The organism is Zhongshania antarctica (genome assembly GCF_014202945.1).
In the GTDB taxonomy this organism is placed as follows: domain Bacteria; phylum Pseudomonadota; class Gammaproteobacteria; order Pseudomonadales; family Spongiibacteraceae; genus Spongiibacter; species Spongiibacter antarcticus.
Window position 1 is genome coordinate 133,793 of the sequence record NZ_JACHHW010000001.1, and the last position, 24,656, is coordinate 158,448.

Consider the following 24,656-nt stretch of genomic DNA (forward strand, 5'->3'; position numbering starts at 1 on the left):
CACCTTAACCGTAACGACTTAACTCTGGGGCTGGCTAATTGGGACTACCTTGCCATTAGCGGAAGACGATGCCGATTGTTTCGTTTTAACCGCTCCCGATTTAGCCGCGCTGCTACTCGCAGAGGAGCGTGCCTTTTTCGCCACCGGCTTTTGCACACTGGCATTGGCAGTTGCGCTACTACTGGCTTTGCTTTTACGCGCGGGTTTTGCGCTCGCTTTTTTAGGCGCCGTAGCCGCTGCGTCTTCTTTCGGGGTCGCCTTTGCCGCTGCGAATAATTCGGCGAAAGACTTTTCAATACACTCACGATAAAACGCCGGATCGGGCATGGAATCCCGATCACCGATTATCGACAGGGTCACAATGCCATTTGAACTAAAGATTAAATGGAATAAACCTACTCCAGGCGTAAGCAAGCCTAGACCGTAATACCTGACCATCTGTGCGCCGGCAGAGTACAGCGGGAAGGTTGGGCCTGCCACATTAGACACTACCGACGTAATTCCCAAAGGCAAATGGCGAGTCAGCTCATTATTAACATAGGCATTGACCAGTGGCCGCGTGAGCGCGGGCGACATTACACCGGCAAGGCGCAAGACATCGACTAAAGGTGAGTTTTCACCGTAAATTTTCGCTTCTTGCGAGCTTTTATAAATCCCAGCCAAGCGTTTTACTGGATCAGCAACATTCGTATGTAACTCGACAAACACCGAACCTACCTGGTTATTTTCGTCCGTCATTCCCCGCCGCGTTCGCATATCCAGTGGTATTGACACCGCCAAGCTTTCGTCTGGCAACTCCTTATGGTGCATTAAATAATGGCGTAAACCACCGGCAATGATGGCCAAAATAACATCGTTGATCTTCACTTCACAGATGTCTTTCAGTGCTTTGATATCGGCTAGCGGAAACTCCGCAGCCTCAAATACGCGGTGAGGGCCAACGGGGGTATTAAATCGCGTGCGCGGCGACGAAATAGAAGGAACAGGAATTTTCTTCTGCGCCATTCCTATCGCCATTTTCCCTAAATCGCGCAGCACACCCGCGCCACCCGTTACCATTTTAACGGTGTTTCTAACATTATTAACCGCTGCCGAACTAGCGAGATACAAGGAGTTCGGCATCACATCGGCAGTTACTACCGCCTCAGCTTGGGGTACGGCAGCAGGATCTGGCTCCAAGTCATGGATGACTGACATGATTGACGAGCCACCAGCCCCATCAACGAGTGAGTGATGCATTTTGGTATAGATGGCGAAGCCGCCCTCGGGAACACCCGGAATATTGTCCAAACCTTCAATGATATAGGCCTCCCAGAGCGGGCGGTTCATATCAAGTGGCCGCGCATGCAGCCTCGCAACCAAGATACATAACTGACGCCAGTCGCCAGGCTGAGGTAAGGCAATATGGCGAATATGAAATTCAACATCAAAATTAGCGTCTTGAACCCAGTAAGGCCGGTCCACATTGCCGGGCACCTTAACGAGACGCGAACGGAAAATGGTGTGTTTGTGCAGCCGCCGCTCAAAATTGGCAATAACGCCTTTAAACCGCACCGCGCCACCAGGCGCTGTTGATGGGTCGTATATCCCTAAGCCACCAACATGCTGGGGTGTATTGGCATGTTCGAGATTAATAAATGCCGTATCAAGTACACCTAACTGCTTCATGCAATTTAACCTCTTATTTTAATATTCCCCCTTCCAAGGGGACGACAATCTAAACAGCGGCCATCACTTAAGCGCGCGATAACAACATAGCCATATTACATTAATTTTTCCGGATGCTAAGTACATTAAGTCGCGAAATTGAGTTGTAAGCGCATATCTAGTCTGGAAAGACGATATCCACCTATTTGCCCCGCGAACCCAGCTACGGGTATAAACAGGCCAGCACGCTACTTTAAGCCGTTATCAAGTACATAGATTTAGCGGCTTTTGCGCTGGCGCGCAGGCGGTGGCGCGCCAACATGGCTCTCATTACGCTGGCGGGCGAGCTCCACTTGCTTTTGTCGATCCCGAAAGCGCTTCTTTTGATCATCGCTTATGTGATGAAAACACGCTGGGCAGGTCACCCCTTCCTCAAACATGTCACTGAGCTTATCGTTTGCGGTAATAGGTCGTCGACAACCGTGGCAAAGCTCATGAGTTCCAGTGAGTAAGCCGTGAGTCACTGCTACTCGATTATCGAATACAAAACATTCACCCTGCCACTGGCTCTGGGCTTCGTCCACCTCTTCCAAATACTTTAGAATGCCACCTTCAAGATGGTAAACCTCATCAAACCCTTCATGCTTCATAAAGGCTGAGGCTTTCTCACAGCGAATACCGCCGGTGCAAAACATCGCCACCTTCTTGTGTTTAGCGGGGTCGTAATTGGCTCGTACATATTCAGGGAATTCCCTAAAACTGGTCGTTTTGGGGTCAATAGCGCCCTTAAAGCTACCAATTTCCACCTCGTAGTCGTTACGGGTATCAATAAGCAATACTTCGGGGTCAGCAATCAAAGCATTCCAGTCCTGAGGCTTAACATAGGTTCCCACAATATCCTTGGGGTCGATACCAGCAACACCCATGGTTACAATTTCTTTCTTAAGCTTAACCTTCATCCGATAGAAGGGCTGCTCAGTATCATAGGACTCTTTATGCCCCACGTCGGCGAATCGGGGGTCTGAATGTAAATAGGCTAGCACCTGATCGATGCCCCCACGAGAGCCGGCAATGGTGCCGTTAATACCCTCTTCGGCGAGGAGTAAGGTGCCCTTCACTTCCGCCGCCAAACACTGCGCTAATAATGGCTCGCGCAAGGATTGAAAATCGGGAAGACTCACAAATTTATACAGTGCAGCTACAACAAACTGATTCATACTATTTCGCGCCCTGCTCCTTTTTACTACCACCCAAGCAATCTGGCGACGCGGGCACAGACCCAGCGCGAAGCTGCCACTCTGCGGGGCTATAAGTATGCATAGCCAAAGCGTGAACAGGGCCTGCCAACTCCTCTGCTAAAAGCTGGTAAACCCGCTGCTGGCGAGCGACTTTGCGTAAGCTCGAAAAAGCCTCGGCGACGAGGACTAGCTTAAAATGGGTTTCTGAATTGGCCGGCACACTGTGCATATGACTTTCATTGATCACTTCAAGATGACTGGGCGTCAGCGCCGCCGTTAATTTAGCGTGTATTATTTCTTGTATCGACATCAGCTATCTCTCGCAATCACCACAACGGCGCATATTATACACTGACTGTGGCAACATCGCGCCCAAACACTTCAGTCACGTTTAAGACGACCCGTAGCCGCCGCAGCCCGCATGGCCGCAGCGTAGGCTCGATTTGCCCACTCAATCAACATGTCTCTATCGTCTATGACCTTGTCTAACGCCTGGAAGTAAGAAAGCGCAATATCTCGACCATTACGCTGATAGCTAAAAGGCGGTAATCCTAGGGCATCAAAGTCGCCGCGAGTGGCAGTATCGGCTTTCAAATACAGCGTATTCTCAACAATCAGTGCGAACATCAAACCCTCTAGGAACAGTCCGGTACCGCCAAACATCCGCCGCGACGTCACTGGACCGAGCCACTGCATTTGATCAACTAAGAACACCGTAAAGGCACTGGCCTTTGCCATGGTATTGAGCTCCCGTCGTTTAGCCAGCGACCCAATCAGCTGCTATGCAGCCAAATCGCTTAGACAAAGTGACTTCAAACGCTGTGCCAGCAGCGTCTGATCGGACGCCAGCCCCCAGCGCATATAAGCCACACAGCCACCGTTGTACACCCGCACTGACAAACCTTGCGCGTAACACCGCTGCTGGAGTACAGCTGCTTGCGCCGTGGGTATGGTCATTGTAATAAATAAGGGGGTCACTATGATCTGCTGAAAATAAGCACGGAACACGCTTTTTAACAGCTCGCCTTGACGCCTTGCGGTCACCATCAGCTGGTGCTGCATATCGTCTTGCCACCGACGATCAAGCAGCGCTTTACGGCCTATCCACTGCGCGCTGCCACACACCGCCCAAGGCCCCAAATGCGTATCTAGCTCAGCCAATAGCCACGGCTCCGCTATTACAAACCCTAGGCGCAGCCCTGGCAAACCAAAAAACTTGCCCACCGAGCGCAACAACACAATTCCTGGCTCCGCCGCCAAAGCACTTAAGTCACTGCTTGGCATGGCATCGGCAAAGGCCTGATCGATAACCACCAAACCGTCAGCAGGCAGCAATGAACGCCAGTAGCGGACGTCGTCACCGCTAACGACATCGCCTGTTGGGTTATTGGGACTAATAATCAGTAAATAGTGAATTTGTTCAGCCACAATCCGTTGCGCAATCTCTTCTCGCCCATAGCGACTAAAATACTGAACTTCGTGGCCCGCAAGCAACCAGCGATAGCGATGCTCTTCGTAGGCGACCTCTGCCAACAAGACGCGTCCTGGCGGGACGATACAGGGTAGCACTTGAATGGCAGGCTGACTGCCAGCAGTCGCTAAAATGCTCTGTTCCGCCACGCCGTAATAACGGGCAGCGGCGCGCTGTAATTCAGGACAAAAATAAGGCAATACCTTATAGCAACTCGCTGGCGGCGGCGGCACTGGCCAGCTCCAGGGATTCACCCCGGTCGCCAAGTCCATCATCGGCAAGCCATCGGGTGCTGGCGGCAAATCGCGAGGATCACCGCCGTGTCGCGGCGGCTGAGTACGTGTACCAGTCATTGACATAACCCCAGTACGAGACCAAGACCAAGCCATACCGCGAGCTGGCTATTCACCAATTTAATGCTTTTCTCCAAATCGCCAACGACTGGCGCCCGGCCCCAACCAAGCGACGATCGATTCGAAACCGTGCCATGGTAGCTTGCCGCGCCACCCAAGCTTACGCCTAAGGCCGCTGCGCCACTGGCCATTACTGATCCGGCATTGATGCTTTTCCAAAACCAGCCCTGTTTAAACCAGCATTGCCAGGGCCGAGCAGAACAAGACAGCAGACTAAAACCCAGTGCGGTAAGTTGTGCCGGAACAAAGTTACAGACGTCGTCGCTGCGCGCCGCCCACCAACCAAAATAGCGGTAGCGCTCATTTCGATAACCCCACATCGCATCCAGGGTATTGGCTAAGCGCTGCAATACCACCCCGCCAGGGCCGGCCACGGCATACCAAAATAGCGACGCAAATACCGCGTCACTGCTGTTTTCTAAGTTTGTCTCCAATCCCGCCGTTAAAATTTGTTCGGCATTGAGGTCACCAGTATCGCGACTGACTAAATAACTGATCCGCAGTCTCGCCTCGCCCAGATCACCCGCCACCAATGCTGACGCGACGGGACGAATATGTTCGCACAAACTCTGCCACCCAACCGCCCAGTACAGCACCGCAATATGCCAGGCCACACTGGCAAGCGGCGAAAGTTCATAGATCACAAAATCGATAAAAACGACCGCAACAATGGCCGGAACAATCAATAACAGCCAACACCCCAGTCCGCTTACGCGTTGCAGAAACGGGCTATTATTTAGGTTTAAGGTATTTTCTAGGCCTGCAGCGAGTCGCCCAAAACCGACTAAGGGGTGCCAGCGTCTGGGTTCACCGAGCAGGCGATCTAGCGCCAGCGCCGCCAAGCAAACCACACTTACAAGTAAAATTTGATTCAAGAGGGTTCTCTGCTTATTGACGTCGCGCCAAGGCCTTGACTATCGATAATAACGTAGCTGATGCCATCACGGCCAAGCCAATGTCCTGCGAAGAAAAACGTAAAAAGCCGTTAACCTAGCGGTGAGGCACTTTAATAAATGCAGTGGCAAGGGTCAAATAGAATGGCAGGGGCCTAGACCCCAAGGCGGTAAAAAGCGGCGGCATTATCCCACAATACTTTTTTTGTTGCGGAGTCCCCTAGGGCATTGCCAATAATTTCAATATCCACCGGATTAAAGGCACGAGGTGAGCGAGTAGACGGCAAATCGGTGCCAAACATCAAGGCATCGGGGTTAATATCAAATAAGCGGCGAATGGCCTGACTGACCGCAAAATCAACCCGCCCAAACCCCGTTGCCTTCACTCGAGCACCACTTTCAGCCAACTGATATAGAATTGGCAAACCTTCCTTAGAAAGGCCCAAGTGATCAATGCTGACTGCGGGCAAGCGACAGAGTTCGCCACAGAGGTCCGCCAAGGTTTTACAATCGGCGTAGATTTCAATATGCCAGCCCAACAGATCGTAAATACGGTGGGCAAAATCAATAAGGTGCTCTGAGGATTCGGAACCGCCGCGCCGCAAATTAAAGCGAACTGCGCGAATCCCCTGATTAGCGAGTAATAATAAATCATCGTCGCTGATCGTGCAGGGCACTTGGGTGACCCCTACAAAGGTTGGCCCCAATGCCGCCAGCGCCGTGATTAAATAACTTTGGTCAAAGGACTGAAATGATGCAGATACTACCGCGCCACCGCCGACACCAAGACTTGCAGTCTGTCCAACGTAGTCGTCTACGGTAAATGCATCGGGTAAAAAGCCGTCGTTACTGACCAAGGGAAATGCCGGATCAATAATGTGCAGATGGGCATCAAAAATCATGTGCTGCATACCGCTCTCACCTCCGCCAGCCATAATGATTTGCCCGCGTAATGTTTGTATTCTTATTGTTTAAGCTGGCCGACCAGTGTCGATCTTCTCAACACTCGCAGATTTACCGCGCAAATGCAACGCTGAAAACAGCACTATGACACACAAGAGATTTGCCACAGCCCAGAGCATGGTGGCTGACGCGAGTAATTTTACGTCCGGTCGCCAGAACCCACTAGGCAAACAGGCTGTTACGTGTCTTTATTTTTAGCCGCAATCCATTGAGACATGTATTGATGGCTTTTAATCGTGTGGTGGCGAAGCATTAGACCATTAAAGTGTTTCTGGCGATGGCCAGTAACATCTTGGCGTAAATCAGCCACGCAGCGGGTAAATTGCGGAAGGTAATCCCTGGCCTGAAAACGCGTTAACAAGAGCGTGCTGCCCTGTTGCTGCGCCGTCGCCCAACGGTCGGGGTCTTGGTATAAAGCAGCAGCTTCGGCAGCAAAATTGGTGGTCAATTGCTCAGAATCCGCAATAACACTGCCACTCCAGGCCAAATCGCCGTGCATGCCCTCCGCCCCCACCGTCGTCGTTACCGATGGGGTACCGCACTCCATCGCCGCCACGAGTTTCCCCTTTTGACCGGCGCCAAAACGCAGCGGTGCCAAGCAAAGCCGCGCTTTTTTCACTACGGCATCGGCATCGTCCGCCCAGCCCTTAACGAGAAACCCCAATTTTTCACTGTGCAGCTGCAAGGCTTTGGGCGGCGGGTAGGCGCCATAAATATGACATTCAACCCTAGGCAATTGACGACGAATCAAGGGCCATATTTCACTGCGTAAATATTGCACCGCGTCCCAGTTTGGCGCGTGACGAAAATTCCCCACCACCACACAGTGCTGACGCGCCTCATAGGGCAGCCACTGCGCTGCTTGCTCGGCATTGAAATCACTTAGCAGCGGCAGATAATGGAGCAAATCGGCGGGCACACCATAGGTATTTTGTAATAGCGCCATTTCAAATTCAGAAATCACTAGGGTGAGATCGCAGCGCCAAATCGCCGCGATTTCGCGCAGCGCCAACTCACTGATTAAATCTTGTCGACTCAGCGAGCGGTTTTGCTTCAGTGCCTGATGGCGGGCCTGCCGAAGGCAGTGCAAATCTTCGCTGTCTAAAATGCGAACGGCCTCAGGGCAAGCCCGATCTACTCGCCAGCCAAACTGTTCTTCCATCAGAAATCGATCAAAAATAACGAGGTCTGGCCGCAATTCCGCAATGTAGGCGTCAAAACTATCGCAATTAAGGGCAGCAGCCCGCGCACAAACACCGAGTGCAGGCAAATCGACGCTATGATCACCCTTCACGGCGGCGCTGACAAAATAAACATCACCGCCATTGCTCTGCAATGCAGATATCAATGACAACATTCGCCGCCCCGCGGCCGATGAATTTGGCTCAGGCCAGACGTAACCAATAATTAAAACGCGCAAAGCCATCCACTCACAGAAAAATTATACTACCGGAATACTTGAGCACCGCCCGATAGGCTTAGCGCGAAAACAAGCTTAAATTTTTCTCGTTTATTTGCTGATTCAGCGTCCAGTAATCATAGATAATACCTAGCAAAAAAATACCACCGGTGAGCAAATACACAACGCCAGTCAGCCACTTGCCCAAATAAAAGCGGTGCAAGCCAAAGACACCCAAAAAAGTCAGTAATATCCACGCCAAGGTGTAGCTAGTCGTGCCGCTTCGATACTGCTGATCGGCGTCCCGATCCATGCTTGGAATTAAAAACAGGTCGATAATCCAGCCAACTAAAAACAGACCAAGGGTAAAAAAGTAAATCGTCGCACTGATCGGGCGCCCATAGTAAAAACGGTGCGCACCCATAAAGCCGAAAATCCACAAAACATAGCCGACCGCTTTGCTGTGGGTATTATCCATTACGTAACAACCCTCTATTAATTTAGCCTTCGAGTGTAGTGGATTACATCCGCTGGCTAAACCCCAAAACATAAAACCGCAGACTTAGCTCTTACTGCGACCCCGACTTTTCGACTCGGGGCTCAAGACAAAAATTATCGACGCTGGCAAGCCAGTCTGTGGATTTAAGGGTTCAATGAGTTGCCTCAGCGTAAAGCCGCTCGCGCTAATCAGCTCTAGCCAACTGTTTAATGTTCGGAAATACCAAGGCGCAGGGTCACAGAAATCATCGCTAAAACCTTGCCAGTTGCCCTCCCGCCAGCCGTCGCAATAGGGCGCGCCGTTAAAAGCCGGATGCAAGGTTTGAATGACGCAACAACCATGACTATTTAACGCAGGGGGAATCGCCGATAAGACATCGGCAACGACGTAATACCCTAGCAAAGAGAAATTGCAGACCACGCAATCTACGCGCGTTTGCCAAGCACCATGCGCAAAGTCTTGATAGGACAACTCCGAAAACGTCCCACCCAGCTCCGCGGCTCGGTTAATGAGCCCGGCAACCCCATCTATGCCCTCCGCCGCCAAGCCCAATCCTGCTAAAGCACGTACCAGCCAGCCTTCGCCGCAGCCTACATCGAGCACCGTTTTAGGGTCTTGTGCCACCACCGCATTAACAATTGCCGCGTCGGTTATCGCCACCCGGCTGCCAATTTCTGCTTTGCGAACTGCGTCGGTCCAAGCATCAACATTTTTATGCCAAGACGATAAAATTGCCGCTTCTTTATTTTGGTCGTCCATGTCCAAAGCACCCCAAACTGACGAGCTAAAGTAGTCCCGCAAGCCCTCCCTAAGCGTTGTTAGCGAGATTCTCGTAACGCAATTTAAATTGCCCTAAATAGTTTGTGGTGGCAAGCTTGACAGCCTATAAACGCCCCTTAATGTATTTTTGAGTCCAGCGATGCACTGCCCATTTTTTGAATCAAATCAATGTCGCTCTTGTAGCTGGCTAGATCAGCCCTACCACCAGCAACTGCAAAACAAAGAGCGTCAGCTTGAGGCGCTGCTGGCGCCTTTTGCACCGCCCCCCCTATTGGCTTCGGTAAGCGCTGAACTATCAGGCTTTCGCGACAAGGCTAAAATGGTGGTACTCGGTCACGCCGCAGCGCCAAAACTTGGCATTATCAACCATCGTAATCAGGCTATTAGCCTCTGTGAATGCCCACTATACCCAGACGATATGCAAACACTACTGGGCGATTTAGAGCGCTGGCTTGGCCACCTCGCAATTGCACCCTACAGCATTAAAAGCCGTCAGGGAGAGCTCAAGTATTTACTGCTCAACCGCAATGACGAGGGCCAATACATGTTGCGCTTGGTTTTGCGCAGCACCGCCCCAATCGCGGACATTAAGCTGGCACTCCCAGACTTTCTGGCACAGCATTCTGAAATCAGCTCAGTGTCAGCAAATATCCAGCCAGTGGCCATGGCCATCATCGAAGGGCCCGAAGAGCATATTCTGAGTGGCGACAACTGGCTACGCCACCAGCTTAACGGCCTAAATCTTTACCAGCGGCCCAAGGGCTTTTTCCAAACCAATCTCGACATGGCGGCGAAGCTATACGCCACCGCTGCGCAGTGGACGGCCAATCTAGAAATAAGTACCTACTGGGACCTGTTTTGCGGCTCCGGCGGCTTTGGCCTGCACTGTTTAACGCCAGAGCGCCAATTGGTCGGTATCGAGATAGAAGCCGAGGCCATCGCCTGCGCCCAGCGCAGTGCTAACGAACTGGGGCGCGGTGCCCAAGTCCGCTTTCAAGCCTTAGATTCCACGGCATTCGCCAGTAGCAGCGACGGAGGGGCGCCCCAGCTCATCATTGCCAACCCTCCTCGCCGGGGCTTAGGCACTGAGCTCTGTACGCAGATCAAGCAACTTGCACCAGATTATCTGCTCTATTCCAGCTGTAATGCCGCCACTCTGGCCGCCGACCTAAGCGCGCTTGAAGGCTATCGTATTGACCGTGTGCAACTATTTGATATGTTCCCCCATACCGCCCACTATGAGGTATTGCTGCTCTTGCACCGCATTTGAACAGCCCTTTATTAAATCGCAATTTGGATTCATTTATTGAATATGAGCACCCTCACCTTTAACGGGCAAGAATATCGCGTTCAGGACGACGAAAATGTCTTGGACACTCTGCTTAGGAACAAGATAAGCATCCCCCACGGCTGCCGTGCTGGCGCCTGTCAGGCCTGCATTTTAATTGCGAAACCAGACCAAATTCCCGACGACTGCCAGCACGGCCTCAGTAATCAGCGTATCCAGCAAGGGTATTTTTTAAGTTGTCGCTGCGAGCCCGAACAGGACATGGCGCTTCAACTCCCTGATTTAAGCGGCGAAAAGCACTTAGCAACCATTGCCGAAAAAATGCAGCTAAATCCAAAAATACTGCGCCTTCGTCTGCACTGCCGTCTGCGCTGGCGGGCAGGGCAATATATCACCCTGTGGCTAAACGACAACACCGCTCGCTGCTACTCTATTGCCAGTGTTGCCAGCCTCGACGATTTCATTGAACTCCATATCCGAATATATCCAAGTGGGGCAGTGAGCCCGCAGTTATTGAATACCGAGATAGGTGACGAACTTTTGATTCAAGGCCCCTACGGCGAATGTGTATACGACAACAAGCAAAGCCAGCACAGCTTATTATTGATTGCCGCAGGCACCGGACTCGCACCCTTATTGGGCGTCGCTAGAGATGCATTAAATCACAACCACCAAAGCACAATTCACTTACTGTTTACCGTAAGGCAAGCCAGCGATTACTACATGCTCGATGCCTTACAAAAGCTGCAGGCAGACCATTCTCAGTTCAGTTATTCACTCGCCAGTGCCGATGGCCCGCTAAATGAGACTTGGCAGCAACAATTACAGGAAAATTTTACTGCGCTGCGCGGCAGCCGAGTTTATATTTGCGGCGGCAATGACTTTGTAGGCCAAGCAAAAAAACAATGCTTTATGCAGGGTGCGACGGGGCGGGATATCATTTGCGAGGAATTTATCAATTTTAACGCGGCAAGCTAAGGGCCTTCATCCTTGACTCGGCAATTGTTGGAAGCCGAGATAGGCATTCTCAAAATTTGATTTCCCTACATTTAGGAAATGCTCAAAACTCCACGGCCAATCTGCTATTAAATGTCGGTAGTCTGCTCGAAAGACATAGGTTTGTGCGCTAACTTGGCATCCATCCAGCAGCGCTACAACAAGCTCGCAACGCTGATAGTAATCCCCTTCGAATACATCTAAACGACGCAGCCCCTCATCGGAGATATTGCGATAAAGCAGGCCATGAGTTTCCGCCCCAGCCTCAGCAATCAGCGCTGGATAGTCTTCATCCAGCACCGCGTAGCGGCGGTAATTCCGCAGTAGCGCCGACTCTGACAATGCGCTCACACCACTTACTGTCGCCATAATATCGGCGCACATCAAACTTCCGTAGGTGAAAACATTTGCCATGGTCGCCTCGAATTTAATTTAGCAGTATGCCAAACAAATCTTAAGCAAAAGCCCCATCAAAACCAATAACAATTCGGATTAATGGGGCATCTTAGTGTGCTTATAGGAAAAGCTTGTTGTCGTTAGCACGGTCTATTAGCAGTTTGGGAACAGCAAAATCACTGCCGTATTTCGCCTCCAACTCTTGCGCCCGTGCTACAAACTCGCGCAGTCCATAAGCATTAATCGCCTGGAACGCACCACCGGTTTGCGCGGGAAAACCAATCCCCATTATTGAGCCGATATTGCCGTCACCGACATTCTCAATAACGCCCTCTTCCATTGCCCGCACCGCTTCTAGCGACTGGCAAAAAGTAAGACGGTCCTTGATATCCTGGTAGGGGATTTCTTTATAGCCATTTGGCGCAAACGCGTCTTTCAAGCCGGGCCACAAGTGTTTTTGACCGCCCTCAGGGTAAGCGTAATAACCACCGCCATGCACCTTGCCGCGCCGACCAAACTCATTAACCATTCGATCCAACACCCGTGACACCGCGTTGTCTTCCCAAACTTTACCCTGGGCCTCAACATCGGCTTTTGCTTGTTTACCGTTCTTGTATGCGGTTTCCTGACTAATTTCGTCTATTGCGCCCAGTGGCCCAATTGGTGAGCCATTGTCACGGGCCGCCGACTCAATTAATACTGGATTAATCCCCTCCTCCAGCATGATACCGCCCTGAGAGATGGTCGTACCGATAACACGGGTAGTGAAGAAGCCTGCCGCGTCGTTTACCACAATCGGAGTTTTACCCAGCTGCTGCGCCAAATCAAAGGCCTTGGCCAGTGCTTCATCCGAGGTGAGCTTACCGCGAATAATTTCTACCAGCGGCATTTTCTCTGCCGGAGAAAAGAAATGCATGCCAATAAAGTTCGCAGGCCGCGTACTGGCCGCCGCGAGTTCACTAATCGGTAAAGCCGAGGTGTTAGTCGCAAACACACTGCTGGATTTAATCACCGCTTCGGTATCTTTCGTCACTGCCGCTTTTACTTTGCGATCTTCAAATACCGCTTCAATAATCAAATCGCAGTCGCTGAGGTCGGCGTAATCGGCACTGGCCTTAATGAGCGCCATACACTCGGCCTTTTTGTTTTCAGTGACCTTACCTTTCGCAATGCCTTTAGTGAAAAAGGCGTCGGCGTAACTTTTGCCGCGATCTGCATTTTCTTGGCTAATGTCTTTCAGTACAACACTAATTCCTTTTTGCGCAGCGATAGTCGCTATACCCGCGCCCATTTGGCCGGCACCAATAATACCGAGCTTTTTACATGTAAAGCGCTCAGCAACGGGCGGCCGACTGGCGCCCTTGTTCAATGCTTCCATCTGCACAAAAAACGCCGTCATCATATTACGGGCGGTTTGATCCAAAAGTAGACTTAAAAAGTAGCGGCCTTCAATCTTTTGCGCCGTGTCAAAATCGACTCTGGCGGAATCCACCACACAGGCAAAAATCGCGTTCTGCGCGGGCATTAAATTCTTAGTCTGCACCATGACATTGGCAGGGCCGAAGAAAGTGAGGCCCTGGTTCGCGGGCTCATCTGGGCCGCCGCCAGGAATCTGATAAGCGTCTTGATCCCAGACCTGCTTTGCATCTGGGTTAGCCTTGATCCACGCTTTAGCTTTAGCGTGCATATCGGCTTCGTCACTCGCCAATTCGTGGAGCAAGCCTTTTTCAAGTGCTTGAGCCGCTTTTAGACGTTTACCCTGGCTGATAAGACCAATCGCTTCTTGCATACCCAGTAAGTAGGTCATACGCACTACGCCACCCGCACCCGGCATTAAGCCGATCATGGCTTCGGGCAAACCAACTTGCACGCCATTCATTGCCACGCGATGGTGACAGGCTAGCGCAATCTCAAAACCACCACCCAAAGCTGGCCCATTCAGACCAACGGCAACAGGAACCCCAAGGGTTTCCAGCGTCCGCAGTGGCGCTTTCGTAGCCATTACGCCGTCGTACATTTCAGTTTTTTTAGCTTCGCTGGGCTTTAAGTCCATCTCCAGCATTTCTTTAATATCGCCACCAGCAAAAAATTGGCCGGGCTTGCCACTGCGTACATAAACACCCTTTACACCGCCCGCTTCAACCATGGCCTGCAATTCTGTCACCGCCGCGCGCATCGCTTCATCGTAGTCCCGGCCCATGGTGTTAACCGACTTGCCCGGCTGATCGAAAATCAGCTCAACAATGCCGTCACTGTCTTTTTCTAAACGAATATATCCCATTAACTTAATCTCTTTTCCCGTGAAGGACTGCCAGCGCTATCGTGCTAGCAGCCTTGCAAATACTATGGTCAGCGCGCTTTACACGCGCTCAATGATAGTTGCGATACCAATCCCGCCACCGGCACAAAGGGTAACCACGCCGCGCTTAAGGTTGCGGCGTTCAAGCTCATCAAGTAGCGTGCCAAGAATCATCGCGCCCGTTGCGCCAATTGGGTGACCCATCGCGATAGCACCGCCATTCACATTGATTTTCTCGTCGGGAATACCCAGTACACGCTGATAGCGGAGCACCACCGAGGCAAAAGCCTCGTTTAACTCAAACAGATCAATATCATCAACGGTGAGTCCGGCTTTTTGCAGCGCCTTCTGGGTTGCCGGCGCAGGGCCGTTTAACATTAACGTGGGCTCAGTGCCCACCAGCGCACAACTGAGAATACGGGCGCGGGGCTGGAGATTTTGTTCCTTGCCTGCGCGTTCACTGCCCACGAGAACCAAGCCCGCACCGTCGACAATCCCCGACGAATTTCCAGGCGTATGCACGCACTCGATGTTTTCCAACTGCGGGTATTTAAGCCTTGCGACACCGCCGTGACCATAGTCATTAAACATCTGGAACGCGGGCTTGAGTTTGGCCAGTGCCGCCATTGAGGTATCGGCCCGAATAAACTCATCGTGGTCGAGAATCGTTACGCCGTTAAAATCTTTTACTGGGACAATCGATTTAAAATAACCCTGCTCGCGAGCATGGGCAGCGCGCTGCTGAGACATCACTGCATAGCGGTCAACGTCTTCACGGCTAAAGCCGTCCATGGTGGCGATCATATCGGCGCCTAGGCCCTGGGAAATAAAATAACTTTTCATGGCCACCCACGGGTCGCCAGTAGCGCCACCGCTAGCGCCAATACCCAGACGAGACATAGACTCGACCCCGCCCGCCGCAACTAAATCTTCGTAGCCAGCAGCGACTTTGGCAGCCGCGATGTTCACTGCATCTAAACCACCCGCACAGTAACGGTGTAATTGCGCGCCGGTGGTGCTGTCGTCCCAGCTTGAGTAAACCAACGCCGCTTTGGCAATATTCTGGCCCTGTTCTTTTACGGGTTCACCACAAGCCAAGATCAAGTCTTCGACCTTGCTGGTGTCGAGGTCATGGCGAGACTTGAGGGCTTCGAGCAGGTTGGTCACCAGATCAATGGGTTTTACTTCATAAAGTGCGCCGCCGCGCTTGCCTTTGCCGCGAGGGGTACGAATCGCATCATAAATAAATGCTTCTGCCATGGTTTGTCCTACCGAACTGAGAGTGAATTCACGGTGACACTGCTGTGCACACGGTGGCCACAATGTACTGGGCACTCAGCTAGAGACAATGACATTTTCGGTCAAAGTACTGACAGATATTATAAAACCACTTAAATATCAATTCGTTATAAGTTATAGACTATAAACTAACTATGGCTCTCACGCTCATTTACGCGGTATTCACCAGGGGTCATCGCTGTCCACTTTTTAAAACAGCGATGAAATGCGGAGGGATCAGTAAAGCCCATTAGGGCCGCTACAGCGTTAATGGAGAGTTCAGAGTTACCGAGATAAGCCATCGCAGCATCGCGGCGACACTCATCCTTTAGTTGCTGGAAGGTGGTGCCCTCCTTCTTCAAGCGTCGGCGCAGCGTCGGCGCTGACATATTAAGTGCCGCCGTAATACGCTCAAAACTTGGAAAGCCCTGGGAAAAATCATGGCCAATCATGGCCCGTACGCGCGCCACTAAACTGCCATCGTCACGACTCCCACTCATTACCATCAGTGGATACGGCGCCGCCCGCAAAAAGTCTTTCAGCGTGCGTTCATTGTGTACTAAGGGGTAACTCAAATAACGCGTATCAAAGACAAATTCATCTCGTAACTGCCCGTAGTAAACCGGACAGCCAAATAGTTGCTGATATTTCGATACTCTGGCTTTACCGACCGGCGCCTGACCGGCAAAGCGCACCTCTTTTAACTCGATATTACTGCCCACTAACCAGCAGAAAAAGCGGTGCCAGATCGATAAGCCGTAAATATCAGCGACATCCACCGGCAAACCGGCAAAACCTTTTTTAACACTGCCGTAGCCCACAATGGCACTGTCTTTACGGGTATCAAGGTAAATTTGCGCATCTGCATCATAAAAAGTGCGAAAAAATTCGCAGGCGCGCTTAATAGCGTTACCCAAATTTTCGCAGCTTATCAGGCAGTAACACATCATTCGGAAGGCGCCAGCGGTCAGGTTTTTACCCAGCACTAAGCCAAAGGCTTCGTCTTGCACCAAACTCATTACTTGCTGATAGAGCTTGCTGTATTGCATAGCGGAAATCGTCGCCTGATACCCTGGCGAACGCTTGTTTAGCGGGTTGAAGGCAATACCGGCAATATTAAGGATACTATGGTGTTCGTAGCCGCGCTCAGCCGCTAAATTCAGTAGCGAACAAGCAAAGCGCGTTGGCACTGCCTCAAGATCCATTATTTAACGCCTTTACCCTGATTGCCAAAAAAAGCCGCATTCACTGTAACACCCCAGTATAATCTCTGCTAAGTTGAATAAAACCGCACCACAATCGGAAATTGCCTAGGTAATCCGCCCCATGACTGCACAGCGTTTTGATCTCATTCTCACCGGTGAACTCGCACCGGGCCACCCACGTGATATCGCATTAAAGCAGTTGGCAAGCTTGTTTAAACGTCCTATCGACCAGGTCGAAAAACTACTCGCGGGCAAGCCCAATCGCATTCGAAAAGACCTCGACGCCAACGAAATTAAACGCTACCAGCAAGTCTTTGCCAAAATAGGGCTCATCGCTGTTGCTAAGCCCTGCAATGCAGAAGGCCTAGCAACAAGCCCAATACCGGCGGCTAAACCCGACTCTAACTTGAGTTTAAGCCCCGAGGGCACCCCAGTCTTACGCGATAACGAACGTCCTACGAGTACTGACTCAGCCCCCGACACCAGCCACTTAAGTCTGGCGCAAAGCGGCGAAAACCTGAGAGATCAACACGAGACACCCCCACTGCCGCTGCCAGACACAGAGCACCTCAGCCTAGGCGCGACCGGTGACGATCTTCTGCCCCCCAAACCACCTGAACTTGAAATTGACCTCGATGCCCTAACTGCCGACCTCAGTCTCAGTGAAGCCGGTACGCAATTACTGCCCGACAAGCCCAACGTAGCGCATAAAGTACCCGATACCAGTCACCTAAAGCTAAAGTAACTCGCTTAGCAACGTTTAACTAAGCTGCTCTGGCCGAGGGAAACGCAGGACAATCCGCAGCCCCGGTTTATTATCTTTCAGGTCTATATAACCGTCGTGCAGCTTCACCACCGCTTGCACTAAGCTGAGGCCCAGGCCATTGCCCGGGTGCCGACTGCGACTGTGTTCAACACGGAAAAAGCGCTGAAATACTTTTTCACGGTCTTCCTCGGGAATACCTATACCGCTGTCGGCAACTTCGATACGCAGGACATTTTTCTCGACAGCTAAATTGACCTGTACCTTGCCGCCTTCAGGGGTATATTTAATGGCGTTATCCACCAAGTTTGCCACCGCTTGGAACAATAAATTGCGATCACCGTGAAAACTGCCAACCTTCGCTAAACCAGTATGAAATACCTGATTTTTCTCTGCCGACAATGGCTCATATAATTCGATAACATCCGACACCAGCGTACACAAATCAACACTAGCAAAGCCCGAGCGCCGATTACCCGATTCCACTTGCGCAATGCGCAACAAGGCACTAAAGGTTCCCAGCAAGCCGTCAGCTTCCTCAATCAGCGCTTCAACTTCCTCGCGATTACCGGGGTCTGCGCAGTTCTCTTGCAAGCTACTTAATTTATTTCGCAAGCGTGTAAGCGGCGTGCGTAAATCGTGGGCGATATTGTCTGACACCTGTCGGACCCCGGTCATTAATGCCTCGATTCGATCCAGCATCTGATTGACGTTTTCCGACAAACGCAGAAAATCACCAGTACTACTATTAATATCGATCCGCTCGGTGAGGTCACCGGTCATAATACGACGCAGGGTAATATTGATGCGGTCAATCCGTTGTAAACTCAGTGCGGCGACAATGGTGCCACCAATGGTACCGAGCAAAATCGTAGCGACCATACTGCGGGTCAATGCGCCGGCAACCAGCTTGGTACTGTTCAGCACATCGGCATAGTGCCTCGCCACCAGCACATGCTCACCGCCGGGCAGTTGCTTTGATCTGGCAATAAACTCGGTGCCCACTGAGTCGGCATTATCGAGCATGGATTCAAAGTTGAAGCCCAGCCAACCGTCTCGGTATTCCTCACTGTCGGGCCACTGATCGAGGTTACCCGCAATTTTATTGAGATGTTCATCGCCAACAAAATAAAAAAACCGAATCAAACGGTCGGGGCCGCTGTGTATTTTGACAAAGTTTTCAACCGCCGGCTCACCACCTTCTTGATAAGCCTGACTTAGAGAGCCGAGTTCCTCGGTAACCGAGTGATGGACTTCGGCAAAAAAGTCGTAGGCAATAAAGGCGTAGATAAGCGCCAAAACCATAAAAACGGCCAGACTCAGCCACGCTACATAGCTGACCAAAAACCGAAAGGTGAAGCTGGTAAATATTTTACTGAGAATCATCCAACATATACCCAGCACCGCGCACGGTATTCAACAGAGGCTTATCAAAACCCTTATCAATTTTCTGACGCAGGCGGCTGATATGAACATCAATGACATTGGTTTGGGGATCAAAATGGTAGTCCCATACGTTTTCTAGGAGCATAGTGCGCGTCACAACCTGACCGGCATGGCGCATTAAATACTCAAGCAATTTGTATTCCCGAGGCTGCAAATTAAAGGCCTGCCCAGCGCGGGAGACCTTATGCGCCAACAAGTCCATTTCTAAGTCGGCAACTTTAAGCCGCGTTACCGCCGACCCAGCTTCTTGCCGCCGCAGCATAACTTCAATGCGGGCCAATAATTCAGCGAAAGCAAAGGGCTTGACCAAATAGTCGTCCCCGCCTGCTTTGAGGCCTTTAACTCGGTCGTCTACCTCACCGAGGGCACTTAATATTAACGCTGGGGTACTGTCATTGGCAGCGCGCAATGTCTGAATAATGGTTAGGCCATCAACATAGGGCAGCATTCGGTCGACAATCAGCGCGTCGTACTGCTCGGTGGTCGCCTGAACTAAGCCGGTTTTACCATCGGCGGCGTGCTCAACCTGATAGCCGCTCTCGCGCAGGCCCTTCACTATGTACTCTGCCACACTGGCGTCATCTTCTATCAATAAAACCCGCATCTAGCTTATTTCCCTTCCGATTTTATTATTTATCTGTACCAGTTAAGCCCCAACCCTAGGCTAGCACCTGCGCCTCTTGCGACAAGACCGCAGGCAGCAAGGTAGATCTACTTATTCACCCACAGTATGCGGGCGAGTAAGCTTATTTCCAACAGTTACAGAACTGGCAATGGAGACTAACAGCAATGAATAATATAAAAAATGGCTGCCAGACGATTAAATATCACTTAGCTCGGTGCAAACAGCTTGCCCTGATTACACTTGCCGTAAGTTCTGGTAATTGCCTATCTCAGCACTGGGGCGTGCCGACGCCAAATGATATAACACTTCCCCACAATCAGAAACTCGGATACCAACCTACCCTCAGCTTTTGTGTCGAACGCAACAACGATACGGGCAATTTCCAGGCATTTAATGCTAATCAAGCGCGATTTAATCAGGTGTGGATGGATCAAGACAACGCCAAACAGGGCAGCGATGCCATTCATGCCCTTGTAAAGATGGGCTTTAAGCGCTTATACAAATCCTTTCATGAGCGCAGCAGAGGCGCCCAACGATTCCTACCCAACGAGGAAGGCAGTATTGCCGCACCGAGCTTCAGGCAGTACAAAACCGATTACATTGTGCATCTGCGCAGTGACTCATTAACAGTCGGTCTTGCCATGGCCTTTTAGCAGGCAAGCCAAGCCTGCTCTGCTACAATACCGCGGTTTCTCACTTGGACTGCCCAGAATGACTGCCGAACTCCCCGCTCCAGGCGTATTTCGCCGCCTCGCTGCCATTGTCTATGACTGCTTCCTGCTGTTTGCGGTGCTATTTGTCGCGACTTTGATCCCCGCCTTGTTATTCAGCCCTGACATAATGGCGAATGACGCCGCCAATGATAGCGTGGTGCACGAACTTAACTCCCCGCTTGGCGGAGGCTTATATCGCGCCTATCTCTTGAGTTTCATTATTGTGTTTTATGGCTGGTTTTGGCGAAAGAATGGCCAAACACTCGGCATGCAAGCCTGGAAAATTAAATTAGAAAGCGTTGATGGCGGCCAACCCAGCTGGGGGCAATGCCTAATTCGACTTTGTGTTGCCGTACCTGCATTAGGCCTAGCGGGACTTGGATACTGGTGGATTTGGCTAGATCGCGACAGCTTAGCCTGGCACGACCGCGCATCTAAAACCCGGCTGCGCTCACTCCCCAAAGCCGAAAAAAATAAACCCGTGGCTAAGCCCGCCGAGTAAGCATATACGTACCCGCCAAAAAGCACACGCCAATCGGCAGCAAACTGGCGTAAATGGGGTCGAAGCCATACACCATACTGGACGGCCCCAAAATATCTTGCGCGGTGCGAAATACAATGCCGACCATTACCCCAACAAAGACCCGAAAACCCATAGTAACATTGCGCAGGGGACCAAAAATAAAGGATATGGCCACCAATACCATGCCCATGATTGTCAGCGGCTGAAGTAGTTTATTCCAAAACGCCAATTCATAATCACCGGCGTTCAAACCCTGCTTTTTCAAGTAACTCGCATAGCGCCACAAGCCACTAATCGATAAATCTTGAGGGTCTAAAACCAAGATATTCAGCAATTCAGGCGACAAGTCTGAGTCCCATTCCAATTGACTATAATGCTGCTGCTGCGCCCCTTTATCACTGAATTTAACGACCTTCGCGTCTTCTAGAGTCCAGTGACCATCAATAAAATAGGCTCGCTCAGCAAAGGTGTTTTGCTCAAGACGGCGGTCGTCGTCAAAACTAAAAATGCTCACGCCAAATAACACGCCATTGGGCTGCACCGCATTAAAGTGCATAAATTGCTGCCCTTCGCGATGCCACATGCCGTGCCGAGAATGCATGCTCGCTGTTTTTTGCAGCGCCACTGCGCGCTGACTTTCAGCGATTTGCTGAGACGCTGGCGCCACGAACTCCGCCACACACAGACCCAATAGTGTCAGCAAAATAGTGGGTTTAAGCACCGCAGACACCAGCTGCCACGTAGACACCCCAGCCGAGCGCATGACGATCAACTCACTGCTGCTGGCCAAGGCGCCCAAACCCGACAAGCAACCAACGAGCGCGGCAAACGGCAGGTAATCATAAAAGCTCCCGGGCGAGATCATGGCGACGTATTTCAATACCGAGATAAACGTGTAATCTCCGCGAATCTCCTTTAACCCGTCTACCAACTCAGACAAAAGATCAAGACCGACGATCACCAGCAACACCAATATAATAGCCCCAGCTACTGTGCGCCCAATATAACGGTTGAGTTTATGCACGCCGACGCCTCCAGCTCAGCACCCAGTGACGGTGCATACTATCGCGGTAAAGTAATAACAAACCCAAGACCAAAAATACGCTGTGCACTGCCCACATGCCGGGGAAAACCGGCCACTGGCCCTTGGCAATGGCGTCACGCACCGCGTTGAGACAAACCAAATACACCATATAAATCATAAAAGCAGGAAACATTTTGCCAAAACGACCCCGGCGGTGGTCGGTTTTACTTAAGGACACCGCGATCAACGCGGCAATAGGCACCAGCAAGCCCAGTGAAACCCGCCATTGTATTGCCGCAATATCTTCCAGTGCCGGTGAACCCCAGAGCGCCGACGTGTCTTTGCCGTCTAACTCTTGGCGATAGGTCTTTTCTTCAGGGTCACGTATCAACTGATCGAGACGACTAAAGCTGGTCACCTGGTAGTCCATATCGCCAGACTGACCAACATAGCGAACACCGCTATCCAGCACCAAATAGCGCTGGGCCGTGGTGTCGTCGACTTGGAAGCGACCCTGTGCCGCCGTTACCAGCGACACCAGCGGCCTGCCGCCTGCCTGCACCGGTTCTGGCTGCGCAATAAACACACCGGACATGGTCTGATTATCGCGATTGGCCTTTTCGATGTATGTCACCCTACCTGTTGCCTTGTCGAGTCGAAAGCGCCCTTCGACCGCCGCCTTAACGCCAATCTCAGACTGACTATCTGCCAGTAAATCGACATAGGCCTGAATACCAGAGGGTGTCAAAATCAAACTAATATATGCAACGATACCGGCGGTGAATGCAGCGGGTATCATGGTATAAATCAAAAGACGGCGACGGCTCATGCCGCAGGCGCTCATTACGGTCATTTCGCTGTCAACGTATAAACGACCGTAAGAGAGCAAAATACCGATAAACAGCCCCAAGGGGAGTACCACTTCTAAAAAATTCGGTAACCGGTAGAGCATGACTAACAAAAGCACGTCGGGAGCAAAGTCACCTGAGGCTACTTGACCAAGGTACTTCACAAAACGCCCACTCATGATAATAACCAGCAAGGTCAGCGTCACGGCAAACACCGTCTTCAGCATTTCGCTGGCAAGGTATCTAAATAATATCAAACAGCCATCTCTCCACCACCGCTCACCGCCAGTTTACCGCCAATCGCACAAAGCGTGCCCTGTCTTTGTCGCTAAGTATTTCACGCGCAGATGATACCCTTTACACTAAGCCCAGAACACTGCCTTTACACTGTACGGTTGCCAATCCCCATAACCGGCCCATAATAATGGCATGCATTTTCAACAATCTGCCCACAGTCTGCGAGAGTATCCATGCAAATTAGCCTTAAGCCTTGTAAAGATCTTACCACCGTCAATACCGATTGCCTGATTCTTATCACCGATGCAGCACTTAGCTCAGAGCTGGCAAAAGCGGTGGACTCAGCCAGCGGCGGCGTGATCAGTCACATGCTAAAACGTGGCGACTTTACAGGAAAGCTTGCAGAAACCCTGTATTTGCCAAATATCACCGGCCTTAAAGCACGGCGCTTATTAGTCGTCGGCAAAGGCGAGAGCGAGCTCAGTGACAGTGATTTCGACAAGATCATTCAAGCGACGTTTAGCGCCCCGGCGGCAGCGGATTGCAAAGATAGCTCTTACTTACTCGACAATATCAGCGTTACCGACCGCAAACCTGGCTGGCAGTATCAGCGCATAGCCCAATTATTAGTCAGCTCAAGCTACCGCTACACTGCAACCGTCAGCAAGCCAAAACCTGCGCTATCAATTCGCCGCGTAACGCTACAGGGCGCAAACACCGCGCCCAACCGCCAAGCCATTCAAGTTGGCAGCAGTATTGGTAAAGGCATTAATACTGCCTGCGAACTCGGCGACCTGCCCGGCAATATCTGTACTCCAGAATACATTGCCAGTGAAGCCCGCAGTCTCGGCAGTAAATTTGAGTCCGTTACCGTAAGCGTACTCGACGAAAAGAAAATGAAGCAACTCGGCATGGGCGCGCTCCTGTCGGTCAGCGCGGGCAGCGACCAAGCCGCCCGTTTGATTGTCATTGAGTACAAGGGCGGCAAAAAAAGTGCGCAACCCCACGTATTAGTAGGCAAAGGCGTGACCTTTGATACCGGCGGTATCAGTTTGAAGCCCGGCGCCAAAATGGACGAAATGAAATACGATATGTGCGGCGCCGCAAGTGTCGTCGGCACAATGGCAGCCATTGCTAGCATGGACTTAAAGCTCAACGTGATCGGCGTTGTTGCCGCGGCCGAAAATATGCCCAGCGGCGGCGCGACCAAACCCGGTGACGTCGTCACCAGTATGTCGGGGCAAACCATCGAAATACTCAATACAGACGCCGAAGGCCGCTTAGTCCTTTGCGACGCATTGACGTATGTAGAGCGTTTCAAGCCCGCCTCGGTTATTGATATCGCCACTTTGACCGGCGCCTGTGTCGTTGCCTTGGGCAAACACGCCGCCGGCTTGTACAGCAACCAAGACAGCTTCGCCCAAGAACTACTAGAACAAGGGCGACTCGCCCAAGATCGCGCTTGGCACATGCCACTCTGGGATGATTATCAAAACCAGCTCGACAGTAACTTTGCCGACATGGCCAATATTGGCGGCCCCGAAGCGGGCAGTGTCACCGCCGCTTGCTTCCTGTCGCGCTTCACCAAGGCTTACCGCTGGGCTCACCTCGATATCGCCGGCGCTGCGTGGCTTGGCGGCGCAAATAAAGGCGCAACAGGTCGCCCAGTAAGTTTGCTGTGCCACTATTTAATGAGCAAAGTCGGCAGCTAA

At 51.4% G+C, this 24,656-nt stretch carries 24 protein-coding genes; 6 read left to right on the plus strand and 18 right to left on the minus strand.

Annotated elements, in window-relative coordinates:
- Nucleotides 1-18 precede the first annotated feature (18 nt).
- From HNQ57_RS00610 to HNQ57_RS00655, 10 genes are all read right to left on the minus strand, one after another.
- Nucleotides 19-1,668 carry a WS/DGAT/MGAT family O-acyltransferase gene (locus tag HNQ57_RS00610; RefSeq protein ID WP_184460704.1) on the minus strand — a complete coding sequence of 550 codons (1,650 nt, stop codon included), beginning with the start codon at nt 1,666-1,668 and terminating at the stop codon, nt 19-21.
- Nucleotides 1,669-1,925: 257 nt separating this feature from the next.
- Nucleotides 1,926-2,864, minus strand: a complete 939-nt coding sequence (trhO, locus tag HNQ57_RS00615) for an oxygen-dependent tRNA uridine(34) hydroxylase TrhO (RefSeq protein WP_184460705.1) — start codon at nt 2,862-2,864, stop codon at nt 1,926-1,928.
- A gap of 1 nt (nt 2,865) precedes the next feature.
- Nucleotides 2,866-3,195: a BolA family protein gene (locus HNQ57_RS00620; RefSeq protein WP_184460706.1), complete on the minus strand. Its 330-nt coding sequence runs from the start codon at nt 3,193-3,195 to the stop codon at nt 2,866-2,868.
- A gap of 71 nt (nt 3,196-3,266) precedes the next feature.
- Nucleotides 3,267-3,623 (minus strand): TfoX/Sxy family protein, encoded by a 357-nt coding sequence (locus HNQ57_RS00625; protein ID WP_184460707.1) that lies wholly within the window; start codon nt 3,621-3,623, stop codon nt 3,267-3,269.
- Between the two features lie 42 nt (nt 3,624-3,665).
- Nucleotides 3,666-4,709, minus strand: coding sequence for an aminotransferase class I/II-fold pyridoxal phosphate-dependent enzyme (locus HNQ57_RS00630; RefSeq protein ID WP_184460708.1), 1,044 nt, complete (start codon nt 4,707-4,709; stop codon nt 3,666-3,668).
- On the minus strand, nt 4,706-5,644 hold the full coding sequence (gene cbiB / locus HNQ57_RS00635; protein WP_221301527.1) for an adenosylcobinamide-phosphate synthase CbiB: 939 nt from the start codon (nt 5,642-5,644) through the stop codon (nt 4,706-4,708). The genes HNQ57_RS00630 and cbiB overlap by 4 nt, the downstream gene beginning before the upstream one ends.
- A 173-nt stretch (nt 5,645-5,817) precedes the next feature.
- Nucleotides 5,818-6,597, minus strand: coding sequence for an amidohydrolase family protein (locus tag HNQ57_RS00640; protein ID WP_184460709.1), 780 nt, complete (start codon nt 6,595-6,597; stop codon nt 5,818-5,820).
- Nucleotides 6,598-6,803: 206 nt separating this feature from the next.
- Nucleotides 6,804-7,982, minus strand: a complete 1,179-nt coding sequence (locus HNQ57_RS00645) for a glycosyltransferase (RefSeq protein ID WP_226968264.1) — start codon at nt 7,980-7,982, stop codon at nt 6,804-6,806.
- Between the two features lie 121 nt (nt 7,983-8,103).
- Nucleotides 8,104-8,502 carry an NINE protein gene (locus tag HNQ57_RS00650; protein WP_184460711.1) on the minus strand — a complete coding sequence of 133 codons (399 nt, stop codon included), beginning with the start codon at nt 8,500-8,502 and terminating at the stop codon, nt 8,104-8,106.
- 84 nt (nt 8,503-8,586) lie between these two features.
- Complete coding sequence (locus tag HNQ57_RS00655; protein ID WP_184460712.1) at nt 8,587-9,282, minus strand: class I SAM-dependent methyltransferase; 696 nt, start codon at nt 9,280-9,282, stop codon at nt 8,587-8,589.
- Nucleotides 9,283-9,442: 160 nt separating this feature from the next.
- Between HNQ57_RS00655 and rlmC the strand changes: the two genes are divergently transcribed.
- Both rlmC and HNQ57_RS00665 read left to right on the plus strand, forming a co-directional pair.
- Complete coding sequence (gene rlmC, locus HNQ57_RS00660; protein WP_184460713.1) at nt 9,443-10,573, plus strand: 23S rRNA (uracil(747)-C(5))-methyltransferase RlmC; 1,131 nt, start codon at nt 9,443-9,445, stop codon at nt 10,571-10,573.
- 42 nt (nt 10,574-10,615) lie between these two features.
- On the plus strand, nt 10,616-11,569 hold the full coding sequence (locus HNQ57_RS00665) for a 2Fe-2S iron-sulfur cluster-binding protein (RefSeq protein WP_184460714.1): 954 nt from the start codon (nt 10,616-10,618) through the stop codon (nt 11,567-11,569).
- Nucleotides 11,570-11,575: 6 nt separating this feature from the next.
- On the opposite strand, the gene HNQ57_RS00670 is transcribed toward HNQ57_RS00665, so the two are convergent.
- The 4 genes from HNQ57_RS00670 to HNQ57_RS00685 all read right to left on the minus strand — a co-directional run bounded on the left by HNQ57_RS00670 (nt 11,576) and on the right by HNQ57_RS00685 (nt 16,765).
- Nucleotides 11,576-12,001 (minus strand): gamma-glutamylcyclotransferase family protein, encoded by a 426-nt coding sequence (locus HNQ57_RS00670; RefSeq protein WP_184460715.1) that lies wholly within the window; start codon nt 11,999-12,001, stop codon nt 11,576-11,578.
- Nucleotides 12,002-12,101: 100 nt separating this feature from the next.
- Nucleotides 12,102-14,264 carry a 3-hydroxyacyl-CoA dehydrogenase NAD-binding domain-containing protein gene (locus tag HNQ57_RS00675; protein WP_184460716.1) on the minus strand — a complete coding sequence of 721 codons (2,163 nt, stop codon included), beginning with the start codon at nt 14,262-14,264 and terminating at the stop codon, nt 12,102-12,104.
- Nucleotides 14,265-14,342: 78 nt separating this feature from the next.
- Nucleotides 14,343-15,542, minus strand: coding sequence for an acetyl-CoA C-acetyltransferase (locus HNQ57_RS00680; protein ID WP_184460717.1), 1,200 nt, complete (start codon nt 15,540-15,542; stop codon nt 14,343-14,345).
- 167 nt (nt 15,543-15,709) lie between these two features.
- Nucleotides 15,710-16,765, minus strand: coding sequence for an AraC family transcriptional regulator (locus HNQ57_RS00685; RefSeq protein WP_184460718.1), 1,056 nt, complete (start codon nt 16,763-16,765; stop codon nt 15,710-15,712).
- Between the two features lie 121 nt (nt 16,766-16,886).
- Here HNQ57_RS00685 and HNQ57_RS00690 point away from each other — a divergent pair, with 121 nt between their 5' ends.
- Complete coding sequence (locus tag HNQ57_RS00690; RefSeq protein WP_184460719.1) at nt 16,887-17,510, plus strand: hypothetical protein; 624 nt, start codon at nt 16,887-16,889, stop codon at nt 17,508-17,510.
- Between the two features lie 15 nt (nt 17,511-17,525).
- Here HNQ57_RS00690 and HNQ57_RS00695 read toward each other — a convergent pair whose 3' ends face one another.
- Complete coding sequence (locus HNQ57_RS00695; RefSeq protein ID WP_184460720.1) at nt 17,526-18,914, minus strand: sensor histidine kinase; 1,389 nt, start codon at nt 18,912-18,914, stop codon at nt 17,526-17,528.
- The gene (locus HNQ57_RS00700; protein ID WP_008249367.1) at nt 18,901-19,578 is read right to left on the minus strand and encodes a response regulator transcription factor; all 678 of its coding nucleotides are present in this window, start codon (nt 19,576-19,578) and stop codon (nt 18,901-18,903) included. Before HNQ57_RS00700 ends, HNQ57_RS00695 begins: the two co-directional genes overlap by 14 nt.
- Nucleotides 19,579-19,763: 185 nt before the next feature.
- Between HNQ57_RS00700 and HNQ57_RS00705 the strand changes: the two genes are divergently transcribed.
- A complete protein-coding gene (locus tag HNQ57_RS00705; RefSeq protein WP_184460721.1) occupies nt 19,764-20,252 on the plus strand; it encodes a hypothetical protein in 489 nt (162 codons plus the stop codon).
- Nucleotides 20,253-20,310: 58 nt separating this feature from the next.
- The gene (locus HNQ57_RS00710) at nt 20,311-20,814 is read left to right on the plus strand and encodes an RDD family protein (protein ID WP_184460722.1); all 504 of its coding nucleotides are present in this window, start codon (nt 20,311-20,313) and stop codon (nt 20,812-20,814) included.
- On the opposite strand, the gene lptG is transcribed toward HNQ57_RS00710, so the two are convergent.
- Both lptG and lptF read right to left on the minus strand, forming a co-directional pair.
- The gene (gene lptG, locus HNQ57_RS00715) at nt 20,798-21,859 is read right to left on the minus strand and encodes an LPS export ABC transporter permease LptG (protein ID WP_184460723.1); all 1,062 of its coding nucleotides are present in this window, start codon (nt 21,857-21,859) and stop codon (nt 20,798-20,800) included. The two genes, HNQ57_RS00710 and lptG, sit on opposite strands and share 17 nt — an antisense overlap.
- Entirely contained in the window at nt 21,852-22,964 is a 1,113-nt protein-coding gene (gene lptF / locus HNQ57_RS00720; protein WP_184460724.1) for an LPS export ABC transporter permease LptF, read from the minus strand. The genes lptG and lptF overlap by 8 nt, the downstream gene beginning before the upstream one ends.
- A 213-nt stretch (nt 22,965-23,177) precedes the next feature.
- Here lptF and HNQ57_RS00725 point away from each other — a divergent pair, with 213 nt between their 5' ends.
- On the plus strand, nt 23,178-24,656 hold the full coding sequence (locus HNQ57_RS00725) for a leucyl aminopeptidase (protein WP_184460725.1): 1,479 nt from the start codon (nt 23,178-23,180) through the stop codon (nt 24,654-24,656).